The organism is Tardiphaga sp. OK245 (genome assembly GCF_900108575.1).
Taxonomy (GTDB): domain Bacteria; phylum Pseudomonadota; class Alphaproteobacteria; order Rhizobiales; family Xanthobacteraceae; genus Tardiphaga; species Tardiphaga robiniae.
The window spans coordinates 104243-127966 of record NZ_FNWZ01000001.1 but is presented as its reverse complement, the minus strand read 5'-3'; the positions used below and the strand labels follow the sequence as shown (position 1 = coordinate 127966).

23 protein-coding genes are annotated in these 23724 nt (G+C 61.7%); 9 read left to right on the top strand and 14 right to left on the bottom strand.

The window, feature by feature from the left end:
- Positions 1-77: 77 nt before the first annotated feature.
- The 3 genes from BLW80_RS00580 to BLW80_RS00570 all read right to left on the bottom strand — a co-directional run bounded on the left by BLW80_RS00580 (position 78) and on the right by BLW80_RS00570 (position 3386).
- A complete protein-coding gene (locus tag BLW80_RS00580) occupies positions 78-920 on the bottom strand; it encodes a transglutaminase family protein (RefSeq protein ID WP_093756416.1) in 843 nt (280 codons plus the stop codon).
- 40 nt (positions 921-960) lie between these two features.
- The gene (locus tag BLW80_RS00575) at positions 961-1905 is read right to left on the bottom strand and encodes an alpha-E domain-containing protein (protein ID WP_068736110.1); all 945 of its coding nucleotides are present in this window, start codon (positions 1903-1905) and stop codon (positions 961-963) included.
- A 62-nt stretch (positions 1906-1967) separates the two neighbouring features.
- Complete coding sequence (locus BLW80_RS00570) at positions 1968-3386, bottom strand: circularly permuted type 2 ATP-grasp protein (RefSeq protein ID WP_093756415.1); 1419 nt, start codon at positions 3384-3386, stop codon at positions 1968-1970.
- A gap of 221 nt (positions 3387-3607) precedes the next feature.
- Between BLW80_RS00570 and BLW80_RS00565 the strand changes: the two genes are divergently transcribed.
- The 3 genes from BLW80_RS00565 (at position 3608) to BLW80_RS00555 (ending at position 5581) form a co-directional block, all read left to right on the top strand.
- Positions 3608-4342 (top strand): competence/damage-inducible protein A, encoded by a 735-nt coding sequence (locus tag BLW80_RS00565; protein WP_093756414.1) that lies wholly within the window; start codon positions 3608-3610, stop codon positions 4340-4342.
- A gap of 73 nt (positions 4343-4415) precedes the next feature.
- Positions 4416-4940, top strand: a complete 525-nt coding sequence (gene gpt, locus BLW80_RS00560; RefSeq protein ID WP_068736116.1) for a xanthine phosphoribosyltransferase — start codon at positions 4416-4418, stop codon at positions 4938-4940.
- 23 nt (positions 4941-4963) lie between these two features.
- On the top strand, positions 4964-5581 hold the full coding sequence (locus BLW80_RS00555) for a hypothetical protein (protein WP_093756413.1): 618 nt from the start codon (positions 4964-4966) through the stop codon (positions 5579-5581).
- 150 nt (positions 5582-5731) lie between these two features.
- Here the strand turns inward: BLW80_RS00555 and BLW80_RS00550 are convergent, their stop codons facing one another.
- Positions 5732-6754 (bottom strand): methionine synthase, encoded by a 1023-nt coding sequence (locus tag BLW80_RS00550; protein WP_093756412.1) that lies wholly within the window; start codon positions 6752-6754, stop codon positions 5732-5734.
- 134 nt (positions 6755-6888) lie between these two features.
- Between BLW80_RS00550 and BLW80_RS00545 the strand changes: the two genes are divergently transcribed.
- From BLW80_RS00545 to BLW80_RS00535, 3 genes are all read left to right on the top strand, one after another.
- The gene (locus BLW80_RS00545; protein WP_093756411.1) at positions 6889-7593 is read left to right on the top strand and encodes a glutathione S-transferase N-terminal domain-containing protein; all 705 of its coding nucleotides are present in this window, start codon (positions 6889-6891) and stop codon (positions 7591-7593) included.
- Positions 7594-7654: 61 nt separating this feature from the next.
- Entirely contained in the window at positions 7655-8278 is a 624-nt protein-coding gene (locus tag BLW80_RS00540) for a 2-hydroxychromene-2-carboxylate isomerase (RefSeq protein ID WP_093756410.1), read from the top strand.
- A complete protein-coding gene (locus tag BLW80_RS00535; RefSeq protein WP_093756409.1) occupies positions 8278-9255 on the top strand; it encodes an NADPH:quinone oxidoreductase family protein in 978 nt (325 codons plus the stop codon). Before BLW80_RS00540 ends, BLW80_RS00535 begins: the two co-directional genes overlap by 1 nt.
- 4 nt (positions 9256-9259) lie before the next feature.
- Here BLW80_RS00535 and BLW80_RS00530 read toward each other — a convergent pair whose 3' ends face one another.
- The 8 genes from BLW80_RS00530 to BLW80_RS00495 form a co-directional block, all read right to left on the bottom strand.
- Positions 9260-9931: an alpha/beta fold hydrolase gene (locus tag BLW80_RS00530; protein ID WP_093756408.1), complete on the bottom strand. Its 672-nt coding sequence runs from the start codon at positions 9929-9931 to the stop codon at positions 9260-9262.
- Positions 9932-9939: 8 nt separating this feature from the next.
- On the bottom strand, positions 9940-10830 hold the full coding sequence (locus BLW80_RS00525; protein ID WP_093756407.1) for a crotonase/enoyl-CoA hydratase family protein: 891 nt from the start codon (positions 10828-10830) through the stop codon (positions 9940-9942).
- A 272-nt stretch (positions 10831-11102) separates the two neighbouring features.
- Positions 11103-12263, bottom strand: coding sequence for a M20 aminoacylase family protein (locus BLW80_RS00520; protein ID WP_093756406.1), 1161 nt, complete (start codon positions 12261-12263; stop codon positions 11103-11105).
- Positions 12264-12275: 12 nt separating this feature from the next.
- Complete coding sequence (locus BLW80_RS00515) at positions 12276-13799, bottom strand: M81 family metallopeptidase (protein ID WP_093756405.1); 1524 nt, start codon at positions 13797-13799, stop codon at positions 12276-12278.
- Positions 13800-13829: 30 nt separating this feature from the next.
- A complete protein-coding gene (locus tag BLW80_RS00510) occupies positions 13830-15515 on the bottom strand; it encodes an ABC transporter ATP-binding protein (RefSeq protein WP_478115233.1) in 1686 nt (561 codons plus the stop codon).
- Positions 15512-16396 (bottom strand): ABC transporter permease, encoded by an 885-nt coding sequence (locus tag BLW80_RS00505; protein WP_093756404.1) that lies wholly within the window; start codon positions 16394-16396, stop codon positions 15512-15514. The genes BLW80_RS00510 and BLW80_RS00505 overlap by 4 nt, the downstream gene beginning before the upstream one ends.
- A gap of 13 nt (positions 16397-16409) precedes the next feature.
- The gene (locus BLW80_RS00500; RefSeq protein WP_093756403.1) at positions 16410-17351 is read right to left on the bottom strand and encodes an ABC transporter permease; all 942 of its coding nucleotides are present in this window, start codon (positions 17349-17351) and stop codon (positions 16410-16412) included.
- A gap of 246 nt (positions 17352-17597) precedes the next feature.
- A complete protein-coding gene (locus BLW80_RS00495) occupies positions 17598-18731 on the bottom strand; it encodes a M20/M25/M40 family metallo-hydrolase (protein WP_093756402.1) in 1134 nt (377 codons plus the stop codon).
- Positions 18732-19061: 330 nt separating this feature from the next.
- On the opposite strand from BLW80_RS00495, the gene BLW80_RS00490 reads away from it, so the two are divergent.
- Positions 19062-20681: an ABC transporter substrate-binding protein gene (locus tag BLW80_RS00490; protein ID WP_093756401.1), complete on the top strand. Its 1620-nt coding sequence runs from the start codon at positions 19062-19064 to the stop codon at positions 20679-20681.
- Here the strand turns inward: BLW80_RS00490 and BLW80_RS00485 are convergent.
- On the bottom strand, positions 20678-20917 hold the full coding sequence (locus tag BLW80_RS00485; RefSeq protein WP_093756400.1) for a hypothetical protein: 240 nt from the start codon (positions 20915-20917) through the stop codon (positions 20678-20680). The genes BLW80_RS00490 and BLW80_RS00485 overlap by 4 nt on opposite strands.
- 159 nt (positions 20918-21076) lie before the next feature.
- Here BLW80_RS00485 and BLW80_RS00480 point away from each other — a divergent pair, with 159 nt between their 5' ends.
- Both BLW80_RS00480 and BLW80_RS00475 read left to right on the top strand, forming a co-directional pair.
- Positions 21077-22702, top strand: coding sequence for an ABC transporter substrate-binding protein (locus tag BLW80_RS00480; RefSeq protein WP_093756399.1), 1626 nt, complete (start codon positions 21077-21079; stop codon positions 22700-22702).
- 212 nt (positions 22703-22914) lie between these two features.
- Positions 22915-23112: a hypothetical protein gene (locus BLW80_RS00475; protein WP_089264937.1), complete on the top strand. Its 198-nt coding sequence runs from the start codon at positions 22915-22917 to the stop codon at positions 23110-23112.
- Between the two features lie 5 nt (positions 23113-23117).
- On the opposite strand, the gene BLW80_RS00470 is transcribed toward BLW80_RS00475, so the two are convergent.
- Positions 23118-23681 carry a helix-turn-helix domain-containing protein gene (locus BLW80_RS00470; protein ID WP_068736144.1) on the bottom strand — a complete coding sequence of 188 codons (564 nt, stop codon included), beginning with the start codon at positions 23679-23681 and terminating at the stop codon, positions 23118-23120.
- Between the last annotated feature and the right edge of the window lie 43 nt (positions 23682-23724).

Here is a 23724-nt window from a genome sequence, read left to right as displayed (position 1 = left end):
TCGGTCCCTTGGTCAGGGAAGCGTCTTACGCGGTGGGTATCGACCGGGCAACCTCGGAAAGCCAGTTTGAAGGTTGTTCAGGACTGGCTCTGCGACTGCGACTGGCCGCGGCCATTGGCCTGATCGACCTTGACGGCGACCGTCAGGGTTTCCGTGCCGCCGCCATAGCGGGTGCCGCGGACGGGGGCTGCGCCGAGGTAATCCAGGCCGATGGCAACGCGGGCATGGGCGTCGGTGGTGCAGATGGCATTGGCGGGGTCGAAGCCGACCCAGCCGAGATCCGGGACATAGGCCTCGGCCCAGGCATGGCCGGCCTGCTGGTTGGTCTCGCCGTCGGCACGCCAGAAATGGCCGGAGACGAAGCGGGCAGGGACGCCGGCCGAGCGGGCACAGGCGATGAAGATATGCGCGTAATCCTGGCAGACGCCACGCTTGCCGATGAAGGCCTCGCTCGCCGAAGTACCGGTGCTGGTTGGATCGACGTCGAAGGTCATGTGCTCGTTGATGGCCATCATCAACGCGTGCAGGAAGCCAAGTACGTCGGTCTCCGCGCTTGGTGACAGATCCTTGGCAAAGGTCTGCATCGCTGCGCTGAGGTCGGTGAGATCGGTCTGACGCAGGAAGAAGCTCGGCGGAAAGCGCTCGTCGGTGCCCTTGAGCACGCCACCGGTATCTTGGGTGTCGATCAGGCCTTCGACGGTGACCGTGAGGTCCGCGATGGGCCCATGGGTCAGCACATGGGTGACGTTTCCGAACGCGTCCTCATGCAAATCCAGGCGCGAATCCGTGGAGACATCGATCTGCCACTCGGCAACATACTGGCCGTCATGGCTGCCCGGCGTCATCCGCAAAATCTGGATCACGCCCGAAGCCGGCGGTTCGTAGCGATAGGTGGTTGAATGGGCGATACGCAGGCGCATGGCAACGTGTCCGAATCTGCAGATGAGCCGGGACGCTAGCTCAAATCAGGTATTGTTTGGCAATGATGTCGCCCAGACGGCTGTTATCTGCAATGAATTCCTGGATGAATTCATGCAACCCATGCTGGAAAATATCCTGCATGTTGCTGTGTTCGAGCCGGTTTCGGACGCCGCGAGCGTGGCGCTGCGCGGCGCCCTGACGGCCATAGGACACGCCGATCTGGTCGAGGTTGCGCACCAGATTGCCGTAGCAGCTCGCCAGCGAGCGCGGCAGCGTGTCGTTGAGGATCAACAGGTCGGCTATCAGCCAGGGCTTCAGCGTCTCGCGATAGACCCAGTGATAGGCTGTCAGCGCGGAGACCGAGCGTAGGATCGAAGTCCACTGATAGTAGTCGAGCGGGCCGCCGACATGTTCGTCCTCGGGCAGCAGCAGATGATATTTCACATCGAGAATGCGCGCGGTGTTGTCGGCGCGTTCCAGATGCAGGCCGAGCCGCGAGAACCAGTAGGCGTCGTTGCGCAGCATGGTGCGGTAGGCTGACCCGTCGAAGCGCAGCGATGTTTCCTGCACAAAGCGCAAGAAATTCGCCAGCTGCTCGCGTGTCTTGGCACCGCCGCTCCAGGCGGATTGCAATTCCAGCCACGCGCTGTTGATCGTGTCCCACATCTCGCCGGTGAGTGCGGTGCGGACCGAGCGCGAATTCAGCCGCGCGGCCTCGATGCAGTTGCGGATCGAGGAGGGATTGGCCGTCGAGAACGAGAGATATTCGACGACATTGGTCTCGTTGGCTTCCTCGTAGATCTCGTAGAAGGCTGCGCTGACGCCTGCGGTCAGTAGCGCCGAATCCCATTCGTTGGTCTGGCCGATATAGGTATTCGGCAGCGCGGTGACGCGCAGTGTCGCCTCGATCGTGCGCGCGAGATATTCGGCGCGTTCGACATAGCGGGCTAGCCAGTAAAGGTTCTCGGCGGTGCGCGACAGCATGCGGGGATGTTACTCTTTGAAAAATGGGTCGTCGGTCGAAGTCCGGTTGCCTATATCGAGAGTTATTCGTCCAGTATCCACGTGTCCTTGGTGCCGCCGCCCTGGCTGGAATTCACCACCAGCGAGCCTTCCTTTAGCGCCACGCGGGTCAGGCCGCCTGCCACGATGGAGACGTTCTTGCTGCCGGTGAGCACGAAGGGGCGAAGATCGACATGCCGCGGCGCGAGGCCTGACTCCGTGCAGGTCGGGCAGGTCGACAGCGCCAGCGTCGGCTGCGCAATGAAGCCTTCCGGCTCGCGCTTCAGCTTGTCGCGGAACGCTTCGATGGTGGCCTTGGTGGCGGCAGGCCCGATCAGCATGCCGTAACCGCCGGAGCCGTGGACTTCCTTGACGACGAGTTCGCTTAAGTGATCGAGCACATAAGCGAGATCGCCCGCTTCGCGACAGCGCCAGGTCGGCACATTCTTCAGGATCGGCTCTTCGCCGAGATAGAACTTCACCACTTCCGGCATGTAGCTGTAGATCGCCTTGTCATCGGCGATGCCGGTGCCGACCGCATTGGCCAGTGTAACGTTGCCGGCCATATAGGCGGACATCAGGCCGGGGACGCCGAGCGCTGAATCCGGGCGGAAGGTGAGGGGATCGAGGAAATCGTCATCGACGCGGCGATAGATCACGTCGACGCGTTTGAGGCCTTCGGTGGTGCGCATGAAGACTTCATCGTTCTTGACGATGAGGTCGCGGCCCTCGACCAGTTCGACGCCGAGCTTGTCGGCCAGGAACGAATGTTCGTAGTAGGCCGAGTTGTAGACGCCGGGTGTCATGAGCGCGACGGTTGGCTCCGTCGAGGCCGAGCGCGGTGCGACGGAGCGCAGGCAGGATAGCAATTCGTCCGGATACTTCTCGACCGGCGCGACGCGATGCCGCGCGAACAGGTCGGGGAACAGCCGCATCATGATCTCGCGGTTCTCCAGCATGTAGGAGACACCGGAAGGCGTGCGGGCATTGTCCTCGAGAACGAAGAACTCGTCCGGATTGGTGCGGACAATGTCGATCCCGGCGATGTGGACGTAGACGTCGTGCGGGACGTCCTGACCGTTCATCTCCGGACGGAACACCGGGTTCTGGAAGATCAGGTCATCGGGGATCAGGCCGGCGCGGAGAATTTCGCGGCCATGATAGATGTCCTTGAGGAACATGTTGATGGCGCGGGTGCGCTGCTTCAGGCCCTTTTCCAGCAGGGTCCATTCCTTGCCGGAAATTATCCGCGGAATGACGTCAAAGGGGATCAGCCGTTCGGTGGATTCGGAGTCGCCGTAAACCGCGAAGGTGATGCCGATCCGGCGGAACAGCAGCTCCGCTTCCTGGCGGCGATGTTCCAAAGCGTCCGGAGGCGTCTCCTTGAGCCAGCGGGAGAGTTCTTCATAGGCCGGGCGGAGTTCGCCTTGGGGCCCGTTCATTTCGTCGAACGCGACTGCCATGTACCCTGACTGTTGTTTCGAGGCCGTACGGAGATTGCACGACTGAAAGGGATGGTAGCAAGGGGCGGGCCAGCACGATATGCATTCAACAAGAGCAATTCGTATGAGATGCGTGTAAAGCTGCCTGAAAAAACGGCTGGACGCTGCTCGTTTCGGCAGCAAAACCCCGTGACATCAGGACTTTGCCTGCGCATGGTCCCGGGAATGGTGAGGAACGACAAATGACCGAGATTGTGACCGCGGGCATCCTGGTGATCGGCGACGAGATTCTGTCAGGTCGGACCAAGGACAAGAACATCGGATTCATTGCCGAGTACCTCACCAATATCGGCATCGATCTCAAAGAAGTCCGCGTCGTCTCTGACGATGAGCCGGACATCATTGCTGCGCTCGATGCGCTGCGTAAACGCTACACCTACGTTTTTACCACTGGCGGCATCGGCCCCACCCACGATGACATCACCGCCGATGCGGTCGCCAAGGCGTTCGGCGTCAAGATCGATCACCATCCCGAAGTGGTCGCGCGCTTCCAGGAGCGCTTCGGCGCCGACCTGAACGAAGCCCGGCTGCGGATGGCCCGTATTCCCGACGGCGCCGACCTGATCCAGAGCGCGACCATCCTGGCGCCCGGCTTCAAGATCGATAATGTGATCGTGATGGCCGGCGTGCCGACGATCATGCAGGCGATGATGGACATCGTGTCGCCGAAGCTGAAATCTGGTTTGCGGATGCTATCCGATACGGTGAAGGCCAATGCGCGTGAAGGTGATGTCGGCGGTCCGCTACGCGATATCGCGAAGGCGCATCCCGACACGATCATCGGCAGCTATCCGTTCACGGACGAACAGGGCAAGCCGAACACCAATCTGGTGGTGCGTTCGCGCGATCAGGATAAGCTCAATGCGGCAATGGAGGCCGTCAAGGCGATGTTGGCGACAATCAACGCGCCCAAGTGAAATCAAGAGTGAACTAACGAGTGGATCAACATAAGTCCGGCCGCCTGAGGGCGACCGATGTGAGGAGACGAACATGGCCGATCATCCGGAATTGAGTGCTGAGGAGCGCGCCGGGAAGGCATTCCCGGTGTCCTGGGATCAATTCCATCGCGATTGCCGCGCGCTGACCTGGCGGCTGAACAGCGCCGGTCCATTTCACGCGATCATCGCCATTACCCGCGGCGGCCTCGTGCCGGCAGCGATCGTGGCGCGCGAACTCGGCGTCCGCGTCATCGATACGGTGTGCATCGCCAGCTATGAGCACAACAAGCGCGGCGAGTTGCAGGTACTGAAGGGGCTGTCGGCGGATGCGTTGAAACTCGGTGGCGGCGACGGCAAGGGCCTCCTGATCATCGACGACCTCGTCGATACCGGCAAGACGGCGCGTATCGTTCGCGACATGCTGCCGAAAGCGCACTTTGCGACTGTCTATGCCAAGCCCATGGGCCGGCCGCTGGTGGATACGTACATCACCGAAGTGTCGCAGGACACTTGGATCTTCTTTCCGTGGGATCTCGGTCTGTCGTTCCAGCCGCCGATGCGCGAAGGCGCAGGCTAGGCGCTCGTTGCGAGGAGACGCGATTGCCGCTGCAAAATCGTGTCACGCCGACAGGCGACATCGTCGCGACACCGGAGCGCGGGACGTTCACCGGCAATCGTGGCATCATCCATGATCCCTCAAGCAAAACACTCCTGAACAGGCGCTGGTCCAATCCGGCTTGGATCACTTGCGTCTGCGAGTTTCGCGGGCGCCGCCGCGATGTGATGGCGACACGTAGCTGGACCGAGCTGTTCTTCCTCGACGAGGCCACATCCTTCGCCGCCGGTCACCGCCCATGCTTCTATTGCCGCCGCGACGATGCCAACCGCTTTCGCGCGGCGTGGGAGGAGGGCAACGGCGTTACGCGTGTGCGGGCGACGGAGATCGATGCGGTGCTGCATCGTGAGCGGCTGGATAACAGGAAGAAGCGGGTGCATCCGCTGGATGGACCTGTCGAGGCATTGCCGGATGGGGCGATGGTGCAGGCGGGTGGTGAGAGCTTTCTGATCGCGCAGGGGCGTGCGCTGCAGTGGTCGTTTGCGGGCTATCGCGCGGCGGATGTCGAGCTCGTCGGCGCGCATTTCCTGACGCCACCTTCGACGCTGAATGCATTTCGCGCCGGCTATCGTCCGGTGCTGCATGTGAGTGCTGGTCTGTAATTAAAGCTCGTCATTCCGGGATGCACGTAAGTCGGCGTAGCCGGCTGAAGTGCAGACCCGGAAGCTCGGCATGATAGAGCCGCTCGGGATTCCGGGTTCGCGCGCAAAGATGTGCGCGCCCCGGAATGACAGTGTGGGCGGCGAAGTACCTTACCCCAGCTTCTGCCTTGCGAGCTTCGCGCCCGCACCCAATGCCCGCAGTTTCGCTTCCGCGATATCCCGTTGCATTGGGGCCATGCCGCAATTGGTCGTCGGCACGATCTTGTCCTTCGGCACGTGCTTCATCACGGCCTCGATGGTGGCGACGACGTCTTCCGGCGTCTCGACCTCATCGCTCGCGACATCGATCACGCCGGCCTGCACGATCTTGTTCTTCAGCAGTCCCAGCAATTCCAGCGGCACGCGCGAATTGCGGCATTCGATGGCGACCTGCTGGATCGGGCTGGCGTCGATGGCCGGGAAGATCTCTTCATATTGTCGCCACTCGCTGCCGAGGGTTTCTTTCCAGTCGGTATTGGCCTTGATGCCGTAGCCGTAGCAGATGTGAACGGCTGTCGCGCAAGTGAGGCCTTGCGCGGCGCGCTCGAGCGCCTTGACGCCCCAGTCGGCGGCTTCGTCCATGAAGACGTTGAAGGCCGGCTCGTCGAACTGGATCATGTCGACGCCGTCGGCCTGCAGTGCGAGCGCTTCCTGGTTCAGCAATTCGGCGAAGGCGAAGGCCATCTTGACGCGGTCGCCGTAATAGCTGTCCGACAGGGTGTCGATAATGGTCATCGGGCCGGGCAGCGTGAACTTGAACTTGTTCGTCGTATGCGCGCGGGCAGCCTGCGCCTCGAAGGCGTGCACGCGGCCCTTGAGCTGCAGCGGCGCGATCACCTGCGGCACCATCGCTTTATAGCGATCCTTGCGGATGCCCATCTCGACCTTGTGGGCGAAGTCGATGCCGTCGACCTTTTCCAGAAAGCCATGGACGAAGTGCTGCCGCGCCTGTTCGCCTTCGGTGACGATGTCAACGCCGGCGGCTTCCTGCACTTTCACTGCCAGCAGCGTCGCGTCGCGCTTGGCGCGCAGCAGTTCGTCGCCGGACGAGCGCCAGGTTGGCCACAGCTTGTTCGGCTCGGCGAGCCATTCGGGCTTCGGCAGCGAGCCGGCGATGGTGGTTGGAAACAGCATTTGTTCGCTCCCCGGAAATTGTGTTTTGCGGAGGCCTATCTGCCACGTTCCTGACCCTCCGTATATGGGATTGGCGCATCCATAAGGGAGGGCTAGGATCGCCCAAAACGTATCGAGGACGCCGGGAAAATTACATGATCGACCTGCATTACGCACCGACGCCGAACGGCTGGAAAATCTCGATCATGCTGGAGGAATGCGGGCTGCCCTATACGGTCGTCCCGATGCAGCTCGGTCGCGGCGACCAGCACCAGCCAGAATTTTTGAAACTCAGCCCCAACGGCCGCATGCCAGCCATCGTCGATCATGCGCCCGCCGATGGCGGCGCACCGGTCTCGATTTTCGAGAGCGGCGCAATCCTGATCTATCTCGCGGAGAAGTCCGGCCGTTTCATGCCGGCCGAGATGCGAAAGCGTTTCGACGTCATGCAATGGCTGATGTGGCAGATGGGCGGGCTCGGCCCCATGCTCGGCCAGAACGGGCATTTCCTGCTCTATGCCCCCGAGAAGATTCCCTATGCGATGGATCGCTATACCCGCGAAGCCAAGCGCCTGTACGGCGTACTCGATGCGCATCTCGGGGAAGACCACGATTACATCACCGGCGACTACTCCATCGCCGACATGGCGTGCTTTCCGTGGATCATGACCCATAAGGCGCAAGGGCTGACGCTGGATGATTTCCCGAACGTGAAGCGCTGGTTTGCGCTGGTCCGCGCACGGCCGCAGGTGCAGGCGGGGCTTGCCGTCGGCAAGCAGGAGAAGAAGCCGATGGATGAGCAGGCGAGGAAGATCATGTTCGGTGTCGATGCACCGGCACATGCGCAGGCGCAGCAATAGAGCTCGTCATTCCGGGGCGCGCGCATGACGAAGAAAATAATAACAAAACGAGGAAACACCCATGATCGAATTCTTCTTCGACTGTTCCAGTCCCTGGACCTACCTCGCCTTCCACAACATCCAGCCCCTCGCCAAGGAGTTTGGCGAGGAAATCTCGTGGCGGCCGATCCTGGTCGGCGGCATTTTCAATTCGATCAATCCTAGCGTCTATGCCTCGCGAGAAACCCCGGTGCCGGCGAAGGCGCGCTACATGAAGAAGGACCTTGGCGACTGGGCGCGCTCGGCGGGTCTGGCGATCAAGATGCCACCGACGGTGTTTCCGGTGAACAGCGTCAAGGCGATGCGCGGCTGCATCTGGCTTGGAAGCGATGCGATGGTGCCGTTCGCGCGCGGGGTGTTCGAAGCCTATTGGGGCGACGACAAGGATATCTCGAAAGATGATGTTCTCACCGAGATCTGTACGCGCACCGGTATCGATCCCGCGAAATTCTTCGCGGGCATCGGCGATCAGGCGATCAAGGACCAACTCAAGGTCAATACGGATGACGTGATCGCACGGGGCGGCTTCGGCTCGCCGACCATCTATCTCGACAAGACCGACATGTATTTCGGCAATGATCGCTTGCCACTGATCCGCGAGGCGCTGCAGCGTCGCGGCGCTGGAAGCGCCGAGAGCGCCGCCTGATGCCGAAAGCAATCGTTTGCCGCGAGCTCGGGTCACCTGAAAGCCTGCGCCTCGAACAATTTGCATCAGTGCCGCTGAAACCCGGGCAGGTCCGCGTTGCCGTGCGCGCCGCCGGAATCAATTTTCCGGATATCCTGATGGCGGCCGGCGAATATCAGCTCAAACCGGAGCTGCCGTTCACGCCGGGTATGGAAGCGGCGGGCGACGTCAGCGAAATCGCCAGCGATGTGCCCGGCATCGCGGTCGGGGATCGTGTCATCGTCAAGCTGCGTCATGGCGGCTATGCGGACGAAGTCGTGGTGACGCCGGCGCAAGTCACTCCACTGCCGTCGACATTCGACTACGCGGAGGGGGCGACGTTTCTTGCCGCCCACGGCACCGCGCATCACGCGCTGGTCGATCGCGGCCAGATCGGGGCGGGCGAAGTGCTGCTGGTGCATGGCGCCGGCGGCGGCGTGGGGTTGGCAGCGGTGGAGATCGGCAAGCTGCTTGGGGCTACGGTGATTGCGGCGGCGTCATCTGAAGAGAAGCTTGCAGTCGCCAAAGCGCGCGGTGCGGATCACGGCGTGCTGTATGGCTCGGAGCCGTTCCGCGATGCCGTGAAACGCATCACCGATGGCAAGGGCGCCGATGTGGTGTTCGACCCGGTCGGTGGCGACATCTTCGAGCAGAGCCTGCGCTGCATCAATTGGGGCGCCCGCCTGCTGGTGATCGGCTTCACCGGAGGCATCGGCGTGGCGAAAACCAATCTCGTGCTCATCAAAGGCGCCAGCGTGCTCGGCGTCCGCGCCGGCGAGGCGGCGCGGCGCGATCCGAAGATCGGCGAAGCCCGCATTGCGCAGCTCCTCGCATGGGCAGAGGCAGGAAAGATCAGGCCAAACGTTTCGCATCGCCTGCCGCTGGCGGATGTTGCGGCTGCCATGCGGCTGCTAACGGAGCGCAAGGCGATCGGGCGTGTGGCGCTGACCATGGGCTGAGCGCTCAGCGCCGAAACTGGCCGTCCTTCAGGAAGGCGATGGTCTGCATGATTGCTTCCCGATTCCGGATCATCATCGCATGTGACGCATGGATGATGAGGTGGTCGGTCATGCCTTCAAGTTTCGTACGCGCGACGGTGACACGGCCATCATTCGGGCCACGCAACATCAAGCGCGAAGCGATCGGATCGAGCGTACGATCGCCGGCGATGATGCCGACCGGATAGTCAACTGGGGGAAGCATCGCCTCAGTTACGTCATCCCGCATCGTAACGAGTTGTTGCCCCGCCGGGCCGAAATACTGGCGATAGGGCAGCCAGTTCTTGAACAGATCGGCGATTTCGCTGCCGCCATTCGGCGTGCCCAGCATCACCACGCGGCCCAGACGTGATGGACGGTGGCGCGCCAGATAGACACGCGCCAGCAGGCCCCCCATCGAATGGCAGACGAAATGCGTGCAGCCTTCGTTGGCTTCAGCAAACGGCGCGATGGCGGGGTGGATGTCATCGGCCAGTGCAGACAGCGTCTTGCGCCGGCTGGGATAGCCAATGTTCCGCGTGGCGAAGCCTGCGGCTTCGACCGCCTGCTGCATCTTGATGAAAGATCGGAACGACCGGCTGATGCCGTGCAGGAAAATGACGCCCTCGAGTGGACGACCAGAGGGCGTCGGATTCATTCGTCGTCCTATTTGTAGTCGCGCTCGTCCCACCACGGGAAATAGCTCGGCATGTCCGTGCTGACCTTGTTCTTGAATGCTGCCGGGCGCTTCTCGAGAAAGGCTACGACGCCTTCCTTGACGTCCTCGGAGCGACCGCGCGCATAGATGCCGCGGCTGTCGATTTTGTGCGCTTCCATCGGATCGTCGGCGCCCATCATGCGCCACATCATCTGGCGGATCAGCGCGACAGACACCGGCGCCGTCTTGTCGATGAAGGTCTTGGCCAGCGCGCGTGCGGTCGGCAGTAGCTCCTCGGGCGGCACGACCTTGCTGACAAGTCGGCCGGCGAGGGCCTCCTGCGCCGGGAACACGCGGCCGGAGTAGCACCATTCCAGCGCCTGCGAGATGCCGACGAGGCGCGGCAGGAACCAGCTCGAGGCGGCTTCCGGCACGATACCGCGCTGGGAGAACACGAAGCCGAAGCGTGCGGCTTCCGAGGCGATGCGGATGTCCATCGCGAGCTGCATGGTGACGCCGATGCCAACGGCCGGGCCGTTCACCGCGGCGATGACCGGCTTGAGGCATTTGAAGATCCGCAGGGTCACCTGACCGCCACCATCGCGTACCATCGGATCGCTGTAATCGACATCGCCGCTGGCGAGGCGCTTCACCGGGCCGCGCCGCGCGTCGCGATCGAAGGTGTCGGCACCCGAGGAGAGATCCGCACCCGCGCAGAAACCACGTCCGGCACCGGTCACGATGATCGCCCGCACATTGTCATCCGCATCGGCCTTGTCGAAGGCGTCGATCAGCTCGGCCTGCATGCTGGCGTTATAGGCATTGAGCTTTTCAGGGCGGTTCAGCGTGATGGTGAGGATCTGGTCTTCGACGCTGTAGAGGATGGTCTCATAGGCCATGATGGTTTCTTCCCTGTTTATTTTTTGTTGTCGTTGAAATCGTCATTCCGGGGCGCGCCACTTGGCGCGAACCCCGGAATCCCGACGTGTTTTCATTACTACTGGATTCCGGGTTCGCGCGCGAAGATGCGCGCGCCCCGGAATGACGTGCTAGGTGGATTGTAGGATGGGTAGGGCTCTTGCGAAACCCATCCTTCGCACACAAGCGTGACGGGTTTCGATGCTCTCAACCCATCCCGCGGAATTATGCCTGCAGCGTTGGCTGCCGCTTCTTACGCCGGCAGCCGGGTTTCGACGATGCGGGCGAACATGCTGGCGCCGATGGGCAGGATTTTATCGTCGAGATAGTAGCCGGGATTGTGCACCGGCACCGAGCCTTCTTGGCCGACCCAGAAATAGGCGCCGGGCACGGCATGCAGCATGTCGGCGAAATCTTCGGAGCCCATTTTCGGCTTCGCGCGGGTGATCACATTGGCGTCGCCGACAATGGTGCGGGCGACGTCTTCGACGGCCTTGGAATGTTCTTCCTGATTGACCAGCACGCTGAAGCCGTCGCGGATATCGACTTTGATCTCGCAGTCGAATGCCGTCGCCATGCCAGCAGCGAGCGCATGTATCCGCTCGCGGATCTGCATCCGGACCTTCTCGGAGAAACAGCGCACGGTGCCGCAGAGCTTCGCATCATCCGGGATGACGTTATAGGCCGAGCCGGAATGGATCTGGGTGATCGACAGCACCGCGGATTCGAACGGATTGACATTGCGGCTGACGATCGACTGCATTGCCTGACCGAGCGACATCGCGATCACGACAGGGTCCTTCGAGCGCTCCGGCATCGCGCCGTGGGCGCCATAGCCCCGGATGGTGATGTCGAAGAAATCAGCGGCGGCCATTGCAGGACCCGGGAAGATGCCGACTTCGCCGTGATTCATGTCCGGTGCATTGTGCAGGCCGTAGATCTCGTCGCAGGGAAACTGCTTGAAGAGACCGTCCTTGATCATCGCGCGCGCACCGCCGAGGCCTTCTTCGGCGGGCTGGAAGATGAAATGCACGGTGCCGTCGAAATTGCGGGTCTCGGCGAGATAGCGAGCGGTGCCGAGCAGCATGGTGGTGTGGCCATCATGACCGCAGCCGTGAAAACGGCCGGGAATGGTGGAGCGCCAGGCGAGGTTGGTGTTCTCTTCCATCGGCAGCGCGTCCATGTCGGCGCGCAGGCCGATGCGCTTGGTGCCCGAGCCTTTGCCCTTCAGCACGCCGACGACGCCGGTACCCCCTAAGCCGCGATGCACTTCGACACCCCAGGAGGTCAGCTTGTCGGCGACGATGCCGGAGGTGCGGACTTCCTCGAAGCCGATTTCCGGATGCGCGTGCAGGTCGCGGCGGATGGCGGTGAGTTCGTCGGCGAAGGCGTCGATACGTTCGAGTGTGGGCATGGGTCTATCCGTTCACGGCACGAGGGCAGGTGATGAGGTCTGGGGCGTAAATGGTTCGCCGTTCGGCTTCAGGCGAATGCCCGGACGCAAATGCTTCCAGGGCAGCACCGACGTATCCGCCGGCATCGCGCCGGGCGCAGCGCAGATCAAAAGCTTGCCGGCGATCGGCTCGAAGTCGGCACGGAAATGCACCGAGCTCTTGTTGACAAGAATGTTCTGCTCGGTCGGCTCTATGCCGACATAGCGATACATCGACTGGTCGGCGAGCTGGGCCTTGTGCGAGCTGATGACAACGCGAACGTCGTCGATACGCAGACAGGCCGAGAGGCCCATATCCATGTCGCGACCGCCATAATAGGGGCCGTTGGCGACGAACTTGCCATCGGAGAGTTTCTCGACGACGAAGGTGTTCTCATAAGGCGCATCGCCGGGAATGCCCGACTTGCCGCCGATGGAGAGTTTGACCGTAGCGCCTTCGCCGGCCTGATGGGCAGCCTTCGCCGCCGCGGGATCATAGATCACGCCGGTGGCCGCCTTGATCGCCTTGTTCTTCACCAGCGCGCGCAGCATGCCGGTGGTGTCGCTGTCGCCGCCGGCGCCGGGATTGTCCTGGGTGTCGGCGATGACGACCGGCTTGGTGAGGGTCTTCGCCAATTCCATGGCATGCAGCACGCCTTCGTCTGGCCTGTAGATCTTGCCGTCGAAATCGTCTTCGTGGCCCATCACCAGCTTGACGATGGTGTCCGCTGCGGCGTCGGCATCAGCCTGTGTCACGCCATAGGCGAATACGCTCGGGCAGCAATGCGGGAAATCGGCGGCAGGAAAGCCCGGGCAGAACGACAGCGTTGGCACCTGGTCATGTTCCAGCGCGGCCAGCTTCAGATAAATGCTCTTGGTCGGCTCGTCATTGGTGCATTGCCAGCTGATCGGAATCAGGAACGGCAATTGCCGGAATGCCTTGGCGAAGCGATTGCCGGCCAGCAGCAAGTCCATGTGGCGTGCGCAGGCGCGGCCGGTGTCGGCCATGTCCACATGGGGATAGGTGCGATAGGCGATCAGCGCGTCGGTGTACTCAACCGTTTCCGGCGAGATGTTGCCGTGCAGGTCGAGGCTGACCACGAACGGAATGTCCGGCCCGATCACCTCGCGTACGCGCCGCGCAATCTCGCCTTCGCCGTCGTCGAGATGTTCGGTGACCATGGCGCCGTGCAGATCGAGATAGACCGCATCGAGGGGCAGCGCTGCCCTGATGCCGTCAATCATCTCGCCGACAATGCGCTCGAACGCGTCCCTGGTGACATGCGCCGAAGGGCTCGCGCCGCAGGCGATGGTCGGAATCAGCTCCCAGCCGCGTGCCTCGGCTTCCTCGGTAAAGCCGGCGAGGCCGACATTGATGCCACGCATGACCTTGAGGACGTCGGCGCCATGCGTCATCGACGGCCAGCCGCCGCCATGTACAAAGGCCTCATAGGTCGCCTTGGTCGGCGCAAACGTGTTCGTCTCGTGCAGAAAGCCGCCGACAGCGATACGGGTCATTCAGAATCCAGGGTCAGTTTCGGTATGGGCTCAGGCCGCCGGCACGGTGGTGCTGCCATCGACCGCGCGGAAGTTGGCGAAATCCCATCCTCGTCCGGGCGCCGCGTCAAGCAGCTGGCGCGTATAGGGCTGTTGCGGATTTGCGAGGACTTCCGCTGCCGGGCCCTGTTCCACCACCCGGCCATGCTGCATCACGGCAACGTCATCGCAAATCTGGGCGGCGACGCGCAGATCGTGGGTGATGAACAGGATGGCGATGCCGAGGCGGGTCTGGATGTCGTCGAGCAGCCGCAGCACCTGCGCCTGCACCGAGACGTCGAGGGCCGAGACGGCTTCGTCGGCCACCAGAACTTCCGGATCGAGGGCAAGCGCGCGCGCAATGGCGATGCGCTGGCGCTGGCCGCCGGAGAACTGGTGCGGATAGCGCGACACTGCGTCAGGTGGAAGACCGACCAGTTCGAGCAATTCACGCGCCCTGGCCATTGCCACCGAATGTTTGGTGCCGAAATTGATCGGACCTTCGCAAATGGACTCGCCGATGGTGATGCGCGGATTGAGCGAACGATAGGGGTCCTGGAAGACGATCTGTATCTTCTTGCGGTGCGGCTGCAACGCGTGACGTGACAGGTCGGAGATTTCGCGTCCGGCGAGACGGATGCCGCCCGAGGTTGGATCGATCAGTCGGACGATACAGCGCGCCACGGTCGATTTGCCGGAGCCACTTTCGCCGACGATGCCGAGCGTGCGGCCCTTGCGCAGTGTCAGCGTGACGTCCTGGGCTGCGTGGACCTCGCGTGGTTTCCCGAACATGGAACGCTCGCGATAGACCTTGCCGAGCTCATTCGCTTCGAGCACGACTGGATTGAAGCCCACTTCCTCGCGAGCCGCGCGGGGAATGAGGCTCGGCACCGACGACAGCAGGTTACGAGTATAGTCCTGCGTGGGCGCGCTCAGAATATCCTTCAATGCTCCGGTTTCCACCAACCGTCCATGACGCATCACGGCGACGCGATCGGCGATGTCGGCCACCACGCCCATGTCGTGAGTGATGAACAGCACGGCGGTGCCGTGATCCTTCTGAAGGTCGCGCATCAGCTTGAGAATCTGCGCCTGGGTGGTGACGTCGAGCGCTGTCGTTGGCTCATCGGCGATCAGCAGTTTCGGCTCCAGCACGAGCGCCATGGCGATCATGATGCGCTGGCGCTGGCCGCCCGACAGGCGGTGCGGATAGGACGCGAAGATGCGCTTCACATCGGGAAGCCGCACTTGCTCCATCATGTCGAGAATGCGCGCACGGCGGGCGCTGGCGCCGAGACTGGTGTGGGTGCGTAGTACTTCGTCGATCTGCTTGCCAACGGGGACGACTGGATTGAGCGCCGTCATCGGCTCCTGGAAGATCATCGCCATGGTGGTGGCGCGGAGCTCGCGCAGCCGCCGGTCGCTAGCCTGCAGCACATCTTCGCCGACCAACTTAATGCTGCCGCCGATGGCTTTGAGTGAATCTCTCGGCAGCAGGCCCATGGTGGAGAGCGAGGTCACCGACTTGCCGGAACCACTTTCGCCGACCACGCAGAGCGTTTCGCCCTGGCGCACCTGGAGAGAAATGCCGTCGATGATCTTCTTGCCGGCGCCGCTCTTGCCGACGCCGACGACGAGGTTTTCAATTTCCAGTGCGATGGGGCGGGTATTCACGGTGGGGTTCACTAGTTCACTCACTTGCCGGCCTCACGCTGTTTCATGCGGGGATCGAGCGCATCGCGGGCAGCGTCGCCGATCAGATTGACGGAGAGGATGGCAATCGAGAGCAGTAGTCCCGGCCAGAAGATCAGCGATGGCTTGACCTGGAAGAAGGCGCGACCCTCGGCCATGATATTCCCCCAGGTCGGGGTTTCCGGGCTGATGCCGGCGCCGAGGAACGACAGGATCGCCTCGGTGAGAATGGCGGATGCAGCGATGAAAGTGCCCTGGACGATCAGCGGCGCCACCGTGTTGGGCATCAGATGCTTCCACATGATCTTCGGCATGCTGGAGCCGAGCGAGATCGCCGCCTCCACATAGGGCTCCTCACGCGCCGACAGCACCACGGAACGCACCAGTCGCGCGACACGGGGGATTTCCGGAATAGTGATCGCAATCAGCACCGTCGTCAGGGTGGCGCCTGACAGCGACACGACGGCGATGGCCAGCAGCACGCCGGGCATCGCCATCAGGCCGTCCATGACACGCATCATCACAGCGTCGGCCAATTTGAAAAAGCCCGAGAACAGGCCGATGAACAGGCCGATGACAATACTGGTGACGGCAGCGCCGAGGCCGATCAGCAGCGAGATGCGACCTCCATAGAGGATGCGCGCCAGCACGTCGCGGCCGTAAGCGTCGGTGCCGAGCAGATATTCCGAACTGGCCGGCTTCAGCCGCAAGGCGGGTGCCAGCAATTGCGGATCGTGCGACGTCAGCCACGGTGCGAAGATTGCCGACAGGATCACCAGCGTCAGGCAAATCGTCGCCAAGGCGATAATCGGCGTCGCGGTGAGAAAGCCGAGCGACGGACCGCTGCGGGAGGGGAGGGCCGGGTTGGGAAGGGATTCGATCGCCATCAGATACAGATTCCTAGTAACGAATTCTGGGATCGAGCAGTGCGTAGGCAAGGTCGATAAGCAAATTGACCCCGACATAAACGCCCGAGGTCAAAAGGATCATGGCCTGGATCACGGGAAAATCCCGCGCCAGCACGGCGTCGACCGTCAAGCGACCGATGCCGGGCAGGTTGAACACGCTTTCGGTGACGACGACGCCGGAGATCAGCAGTGCGAAGCCGGTACCGATCACCGTGATGACCGGCACAGCGGCGTTACGCAGCGCGTGGCGGAACAGCACACCGCTCTCGTTGATGCCCTTGGCGCGCGCAGTGCGGACATAGTCTTCGCCGAGCACTCCGAGCATCGCCGCACGGGTCATGCGCGCGATCAGCGCGACATAAACAAAGGACAGCGCGATGGTCGGCAACGTGATGCGCTCAAAGAACGGCCCGAAGCCACGCGAGATGCTGCGGAAACCCTGCACCGGAAACCAGCGCAGTTCGATCGCGAACACCTGGACCAGCACGTAACCGATCACGAACACCGGCACGGAGAAGCCGATCACTGACAGCGCCATCACGAAACGGTCGATCCATGTGCCGTGTTTCCATGCGGCGATGACGCCGAGCGGGATTGCAACAAGGATCGAAACCAGCATCACGCTCAATGCAATGCTCAAAGAGGGCTCGATGCGCTGGTTGACCATCTGCAGCACAGGCACGTTGGAGATCAGCGAGGTGCCGAAGTCACCGTGCAGCAGCCGCCAGACCCAGCTGAAAAACTGCGTGTAGAGCGGTTCGTTGAGGCCGAGCTGCGTCCTGATGCGGTCGAGCTGCTCGGCCGTCGCGTTATCGCCGGCGATGATCGCGGCAGGATCGCCGGGCGTCAGTCGAAGCAGCAGGAAGACAAACAGGGCCACCACACCCATAACGGGTATGGCCGCAAGAATCCGGCGAATGAGGTATCCGAGCATGGCGCTTTCCTAGTGGTGGTGTTGATCGAACGTAACTGGACCGCGTCGGTCAACCGGAAACGTCACGGGCTCGCTGCTCTTGGTCGTCATGGTCCGCGAGAAACACAGATTTTTCGAGAAACAATGATTCACTGTCGCAACTTGCCTCAACCCGAAGTTCGCTAAACTTAAACGTAAAGGTAGCAAGTCCTGTGCCACCGCCCGATTTGCGCCATGCGATGCATGTGCAAACCGGGCGACGTTGCATCAATCGAGGGTTGCCAGCAATCCCGCCATCAGGCGGCCACGATCAACAAGGCTCTGCGCGACGATATATTCGTTGAGCGTGTGCATATCGGCGCCATGAACGCCGAGCCCGTCGAGGGTCGGGATGCCCATTGCGCCGGTAAAATTACCATCCGAACCGCCACCCTTGCTGCCATGGGTCAGTTCGGGCAGGCCGAGGCGACCATTGATGGCCTTGGCTTTCTCGAACAGCGCCATGGTCGCTGCGCTCGGTTCCCACACCGGGCGGGTGACGCCGCGGGTGACGTTGAAGGTCACGTCATTCTCGGTGCCTGAGAGAGCGAGCATGCGCTGGACGCCGGCATCGAGATCCTCCTGGCGCTTGGCCATGCTCAGCGCTTCGCCGGTGCATGACGAGGCAACGCAGTTGACCCATTGTCCGCCATGCACGATGCCGACGCTGAACGTGCAGTCCGGTCCGGTCATCTCGTCGATCTGCACGATCTTCTTCGCCATTTCGCGAATCGCGGAGCGGCCGTTTGACAGCGTCGCGCCCGAATGGCTGGGCCGGCCGATGGTTTCGAGATTGAAACGGGCGATCGCATAGCGGCCAGTGGTGACACCGTTGCCCGCACTACCGGGCTCGGGCACCAGCACGTATTTGTTCCGCGCGGCTTCAGCTTCGATGATGTCGCGGGTCGATGGCGTGCCGACTTCCTCGTCGGGCGTGAACAGCACGGTGATCGGTAGCGGCGTCGTATAGGAGATGCGTGCGAGCTGGCGGATGGCTTCCAGCGACAGATAATTGCCGCCCTTCATGTCGCAGATCGCCGGGCCATAGCAGCGCTCGCCATCGCGGCGCCACTTCAGTTTTTCGATGGTGCCAACCGGGTGAACGGTATCCATGTGGCCCGCGATCAGGATGCCGGGTTCGCCGAATTTCGGATGTGGAAAACGGGCGCGGATGCAGCCGCCGAATCCCTGACGTCCCGCGATGCGCTCGATGGTCGCACCCATGATTGCCATGTCGCGTGCAGCGAGGTCGAGCATGCTGTTGACCGCATTCGCGTCCCATGTGGGGCTCTCGCATTCGACCCAGATGCGCAGGCCCTGCAACATGTTCTCGAGATCAAACGGGAGTTCGGCGGGGTTCATCAAGTCATTCCTCTTGGATGAGAATTTCGTCACGGATGATCAAGGCGCTCCGTGCCTGCGCACATTGCGAGAGTTTGTCGGCGAGAGTTCGCGCATGACTTAGCAGCAGCGCAATCGCCTTTGCAAATCGACAATGTGCATTGCAATGCATTCTACACCGTGTGGATGTATCGCGTGGACAACACGATTGACGCGCATCACGCTTGATGCCAAGTCTTTGAAGCCTAAATGATAAAGGCAATACGCGAAGGCGCCTAAAATTCTATCGCCTTGCATAATCGATCATCGATCGATGATCAGATTCCAGTCAGGAGAGATTGAGTGTCCTACATGTCACGTTGGCAGCATTCTGCGGCCTTCACGAAATTTGCGCTGCCCGGTCTGGCGGTCGCCGTTGCGCTCGCGCTGCCGGTGCTGTCGTCGCCCGCGCATGCTGCAGGCAAGACCATCACTGCAGTGATGCATTCCGATCTGCGTGTGATCGATCCCGGTATCACCACCGGTTATATCGTCCGCGACCACGGCTACATGGTTTACGACACGCTGCTCGGCATGAACTCGAAATACGAGATCAAGCCGCAGATGGCCGACTGGAAGGTCTCCGACGACAAGCTTGTCTATACATTTACCCTGCGCGACGGCCTGCTGTGGCATGACGGCAAGCCGGTCACCGCCGAAGACTGCGCCGCGTCGCTGCAGCGCTGGGGCCGCAATGACGGCATGGGCCAGAAGCTCATGGATTTCACCAAGAGCATCGAGGCGCCCGACGCCAAGACCATCGTGCTGACGCTAAAGGAGCCCTACGGCCTCGTTCTGGATTCGATCGCCAAGCCATCGTCGCTGGTGCCGTTCATGATGCCGAAGCGTCTGGCTGAGACGCCCGCCGGCAAGGCGATCGCCGAGCAGGTCGGTTCGGGTCCGTTCAAATTCGTGCAGTCGGAATTCCAGCCCGGCGTGAAGGCCGTCTACGAGAAGTTCAAGGAGTACAAGCCGCGCTCCGAGCCGACCGACTGGCAGGCCGGCGGCAAGGTGGTGAAGGTCGATCGCGTCGAATGGATCACCATGCCCGATGCACAGACCGCGGTGAATGCGCTGCAGTCGGGTGACATCGACTTCATGGAAAATGGTCCCTACGACCTGCTGCCGGTCCTGGCGAAGGATCCGGAGCTTAAGATCGAAGTGCTTAACCCTCTGGGCTTCCAGACCTTCGGCCGCATGAACTTCCTTAACCCGCCCTTCGACAATCCGAAGATTCGCCGTGCCGCGTTTTTGGCAATGAGCCAGAAGCCGGTGCTGGATGCGCTGGTTGGCGATCCCAAATATTACAAGGTCTGCGGCGCGGTGTTCGGTTGTGACACGCCGAATGCGACGGATGTCGGTTCGGAAAGCCTTGTGAAGGGCAATGGCGTCGAGGAAGCCAAGAAGCTGCTCGCCGAGGCCGGCTATGACGGCACGCCGGTGGTGATCATGGCGCCGACCGACGTGACCACGTTGAAGGCGCAGCCGATCGTTGCGGCGCAACTGCTCCGCAATGCCGGCTTCAAGGTCGAAGTGCAGGCCACCGATTGGCAGACAGTGCTCAGCCGTCGTCCGAGCCAGAAGCCCGTCAAGGAAGGCGGCTGGAACATGTTCTTCTCGAACTGGGTCGGTGCCGACATTCTCAATCCCATCAGCAATGTCGCGACCTCCGGCCGCGGCAAGAGCAATGGCGGCTGGTTCGGCTGGAGCGAAGATACCGAGCTGGAAATGCTGCGCGACAAATATGCGCGTGCGACCACGCCGGAAGAGCAGAAGAAGCTCGCCGCCGAGATCCAGAAGGAGATCTATGACAAGGTCATCTACATCCCGCTCGGCGAATACAAGGTGCCGAGCATCTGGCGCACCTCGCTGACCGGCGTCACCCAGGGCGCTGCCATTCCGATGTTCTGGAACATCGACAAGAAGGACTAACCGGCGCCGCTGTCGCGGTTCGTGTGAAGTAACAGAACGCCGGCCTGAGTGATCAGGCCGGCGTTCTTGTTTTTGCGAATGACCTCTCCTCGAGCGATGCGTTCGATGGTCGCACCCATGATTGCCATGTCGCGTGCAGCGGGGTCGAGCATGCCGTTGACTGCGTGCGTGACTTGGCAGCAGCAGGTAATTGCCTTTGCAATTGACGATGTGCATTGGAATGCATTCTGCAGCATGTGGATGTAGCGCGTGGAAAACGCGATTGACGCGCATCACGCTTGATGCAAGTCTTTGATGTCTAAAAGATAAAGCCAACGCGTGGTGGCGCCTAAATTTCTATCGCGTTGCACAAGCAATCATCGACCGATGGTCAGTTTCAAGTCAGGAGAGATCGAATGTCCTACATGTCACGTTGGCAGGGTTCTGCGGCCTTCACGAAATTGACGCTACCAGGTCTGGCGGTAGCCGTTGCGCTGGCGCTGCCGGTGCTGTCGTCGCCCGCGCATGCTGCCGGCAAGACCATCACCGCAGTGATGCACTCGGATCTGCGCGTGCTCGATCCGGGTATTACCACGGCCTATATCGTGCGCGATCACGGTTACATGGTTTACGACACGTTGCTGGCGATGGACGCAAACTTCAAAGTCCAGCCGCAGATGGCGGAGTACAAAGTCTCCGATGACAAGATGGTCTATACTTTCACGCTGCGCGACGGCCTGAAGTGGCACGACGGCAAGCCTGTCACTGCGGAAGATTGCGCCGCATCGCTGCAACGCTGGGGTCGTAACGACGGCATGGGCCAGAAGCTCATGGACTTCACCAAGAGCATCGAGGCCCCCGACGCCAAGACCATCGTGCTGACGCTCAAGGAGCCCTACGGTCTGGTGCTGGATTCGATCGCCAAGCCATCGTCGCTGGTGCCGTTCATGATGCCGAAGCGTCTCGCCGAGACGCCCGCCGGCAAGGCCATTCCGGAGCAGATCGGTTCGGGTCCGTTCAAGTTCGTGCAGGCTGAATTCCAGCCGGGCGTGAAGGCGGTCTATGAGAAGAATAAGGACTACGTGCCGCGCTCCGAGCCTGCGAGCTGGGCGGCCGGTGGCAAGGTCGTCAAGGTCGACCGCGTCGAATGGGTCACGATGCCCGATGCGCAGACGGCGGTGAACGCGCTGCAGTCCGGCGACATCGATTTCATGGAGAACGGTCCCTACGATCTGCTGCCGATTCTCGTCAAGGACAAGGACCTCAAGATCGAGGTTCTGAACGAGCTCGGTTACCAGACGTTGGGGCGTATGAACTTCCTGTTGCCTCCCTTCGACAACGTCAAGGTGCGCCGCGCGGCATTCCTCGCGATGAACCAGAAGCCGGTGCTCGATGCGCTGGTCGGTAATCCCGACTACATGAAGATCTGCGGTGCCATGTTCGGCTGCGGCACGCCGAATGACACCGACGTCGGTTCGGAAACCATGGTCAAGGGCAGCGGCATGGCGGAAGCCAAGAAGGCGCTGGCCGAATCCGGTTATGATGGCACTCCCGTGGTCATCATGGCGCCCACCGATGTGTCGTCGCTGAAGGCGCAGCCGATCGTTGCAGCGCAGCTTCTGCGCGATGCCGGCTTCAAGGTCGAGGTGCAGGCCACCGACTGGCAGACCGTGGTGACGCGCCGCGCCAGCCAGAAGCCCGTCAAGGAGGGCGGTTGGAACATGTTCTTCACCAATTGGGTCGCTGCTGATATTCTTAACCCGGTTTCCAACGTCTCGACGTCGGGCCGCGGCAAGAATGGCGGCTGGTTCGGATGGTTCGAGGACGCCAAGATCGAAGAACTGCGCGACAAGTATGCGCGCGCAGCGACGCCAGCGGAACAGAAGGCTGCCGCTGCGGAAGTCCAGGCCCGTGCGCTCGAGCAGGTCGCGTATCTGCCGCTTGGCGAATACCGGATCCCCAGCATATGGCGGAAGTCGCTGACCGGCGTGCTGCCGGGCGCCGCCACTCCGGTGTTCTGGAACATCGACAAGAAGGAGTAACCGGCGCCGCTGCGGCGGGCAGGTTTGAATAAGAGAGCGCCGGCCTGAGTGATCAGGCCGGCGTTTTTGTTTTGAGGCAGGCTTTGCCCGTCCTGCGGTGTTGGTATAAACAGATTTAAAGTTGCTCTCGCCCACGCCCGATCTGTTCGACATGCCTATGGGAACGAAGCGCAAAGCCCAGCCAGCAGCCGCTAGCAAGAAGAGATGGCCACATGACGTATGACGAGCGCGTTGAGCAGGCGATCATGGCCCATGACGTCGATGCGTTGATTGAATTTGCTTATGGTTATCCCTGCAAATGCACCACGCGCAGGGGCGAGCCGATGTGCGTCTGCAAAATGCAGGCACAGGCCTTGCGCAAGAAGGTCGCGCCGCGCGCGCTTTTCAGCGGAAGAATTGAACGCGTCTAGGAAACTCAGCGCTCGGGCGAGGCGGCGGACACGACCAGCAGCACATCGGCCTTGGGCTTGCCGATGCTGCGCACCCAGTGCGGGGTCTCTCCGGAAAAGTACAGGCAGTCGCCTTTCTTCAGGACGATCTCTTCGTCCTCGATCTTGATCGCCATCTTGCCTGATATGACGAACAGGAACTCCTCGCCCGCATGCGATGCGCGCGGCGCGAATTTCAGCGGCGGCCGGATCAGGAACGGCTCCATCATCTTGCGTGTGCGGCCCGCAGCCAGCGCCAGCAGATCGACGCCGTCGTCCTGCATGGGCGTTTGCTGTTCGTCCTGCCGGAACAGCGTGTAGCGCGGGGCCGGCGTCGGGTTGGGGTCGAACAGATAGGTGACGTTGACATCGAGCGCGGCGGCGAGGCGCAGCAGCGCATTGACCGACGGCGTTTTCAGGCCGCGCTCGACGAGGGAAATGTAGCCGCGTGTCAGTTCGCTCTGGGTGGCGAGCTGATCCAGTGTCAGTCCCTTTGTCGTGCGCAGCTGGCGCAGGTTGAAGCCAACCGCATTCTTGCTGACGTCGAGCAACGTCGATCTCCTGATGAGGTGCTTGTTCTTTTAGAGGGCGCGC

Excerpts from the sequence above, each read along its gene's own strand:
- BLW80_RS00530 (WP_093756408.1), bottom strand. The coding sequence starts at position 9,931 with ATGAATCCGACGCCCTCTGGTCGTCCACTCGAGGGCGTCATTTTCCTG.
- BLW80_RS00490 (WP_093756401.1), top strand. The coding sequence starts at position 19,062 with ATGTCACGTTGGCAGCATTCTGCGGCCTTCACGAAATTTGCGCTGCCC.
- BLW80_RS00570 (WP_093756415.1), bottom strand. The coding sequence starts at position 3,386 with ATGGCAGTCGCGTTCGACGAAATGAACGGGCCCCAAGGCGAACTCCGC.
- BLW80_RS00495 (WP_093756402.1), bottom strand. The coding sequence starts at position 18,731 with ATGAACCCCGCCGAACTCCCGTTTGATCTCGAGAACATGTTGCAGGGC.
- BLW80_RS00575 (WP_068736110.1), bottom strand. The coding sequence starts at position 1,905 with ATGCTGTCGCGCACCGCCGAGAACCTTTACTGGCTAGCCCGCTATGTC.
- BLW80_RS00525 (WP_093756407.1), bottom strand. The coding sequence starts at position 10,830 with ATGGCCTATGAGACCATCCTCTACAGCGTCGAAGACCAGATCCTCACC.
- gpt (WP_068736116.1), top strand. The coding sequence starts at position 4,416 with ATGGCCGATCATCCGGAATTGAGTGCTGAGGAGCGCGCCGGGAAGGCA.
- BLW80_RS00505 (WP_093756404.1), bottom strand. The coding sequence starts at position 16,396 with ATGGCGATCGAATCCCTTCCCAACCCGGCCCTCCCCTCCCGCAGCGGT.
- BLW80_RS00540 (WP_093756410.1), top strand. The coding sequence starts at position 7,655 with ATGATCGAATTCTTCTTCGACTGTTCCAGTCCCTGGACCTACCTCGCC.
- BLW80_RS00515 (WP_093756405.1), bottom strand. The coding sequence starts at position 13,799 with ATGACCCGTATCGCTGTCGGCGGCTTTCTGCACGAGACGAACACGTTT.
- BLW80_RS00565 (WP_093756414.1), top strand. The coding sequence starts at position 3,608 with ATGACCGAGATTGTGACCGCGGGCATCCTGGTGATCGGCGACGAGATT.
- BLW80_RS00480 (WP_093756399.1), top strand. The coding sequence starts at position 21,077 with ATGTCCTACATGTCACGTTGGCAGGGTTCTGCGGCCTTCACGAAATTG.
- BLW80_RS00535 (WP_093756409.1), top strand. The coding sequence starts at position 8,278 with ATGCCGAAAGCAATCGTTTGCCGCGAGCTCGGGTCACCTGAAAGCCTG.
- BLW80_RS00545 (WP_093756411.1), top strand. The coding sequence starts at position 6,889 with ATGATCGACCTGCATTACGCACCGACGCCGAACGGCTGGAAAATCTCG.
- BLW80_RS00475 (WP_089264937.1), top strand. The coding sequence starts at position 22,915 with ATGACGTATGACGAGCGCGTTGAGCAGGCGATCATGGCCCATGACGTC.
- BLW80_RS00520 (WP_093756406.1), bottom strand. The coding sequence starts at position 12,263 with ATGCCCACACTCGAACGTATCGACGCCTTCGCCGACGAACTCACCGCC.
- BLW80_RS00550 (WP_093756412.1), bottom strand. The coding sequence starts at position 6,754 with ATGCTGTTTCCAACCACCATCGCCGGCTCGCTGCCGAAGCCCGAATGG.
- BLW80_RS00500 (WP_093756403.1), bottom strand. The coding sequence starts at position 17,351 with ATGCTCGGATACCTCATTCGCCGGATTCTTGCGGCCATACCCGTTATG.
- BLW80_RS00485 (WP_093756400.1), bottom strand. The coding sequence starts at position 20,917 with ATGCTGCAGAATGCATTCCAATGCACATCGTCAATTGCAAAGGCAATT.
- BLW80_RS00580 (WP_093756416.1), bottom strand. The coding sequence starts at position 920 with ATGCGCCTGCGTATCGCCCATTCAACCACCTATCGCTACGAACCGCCG.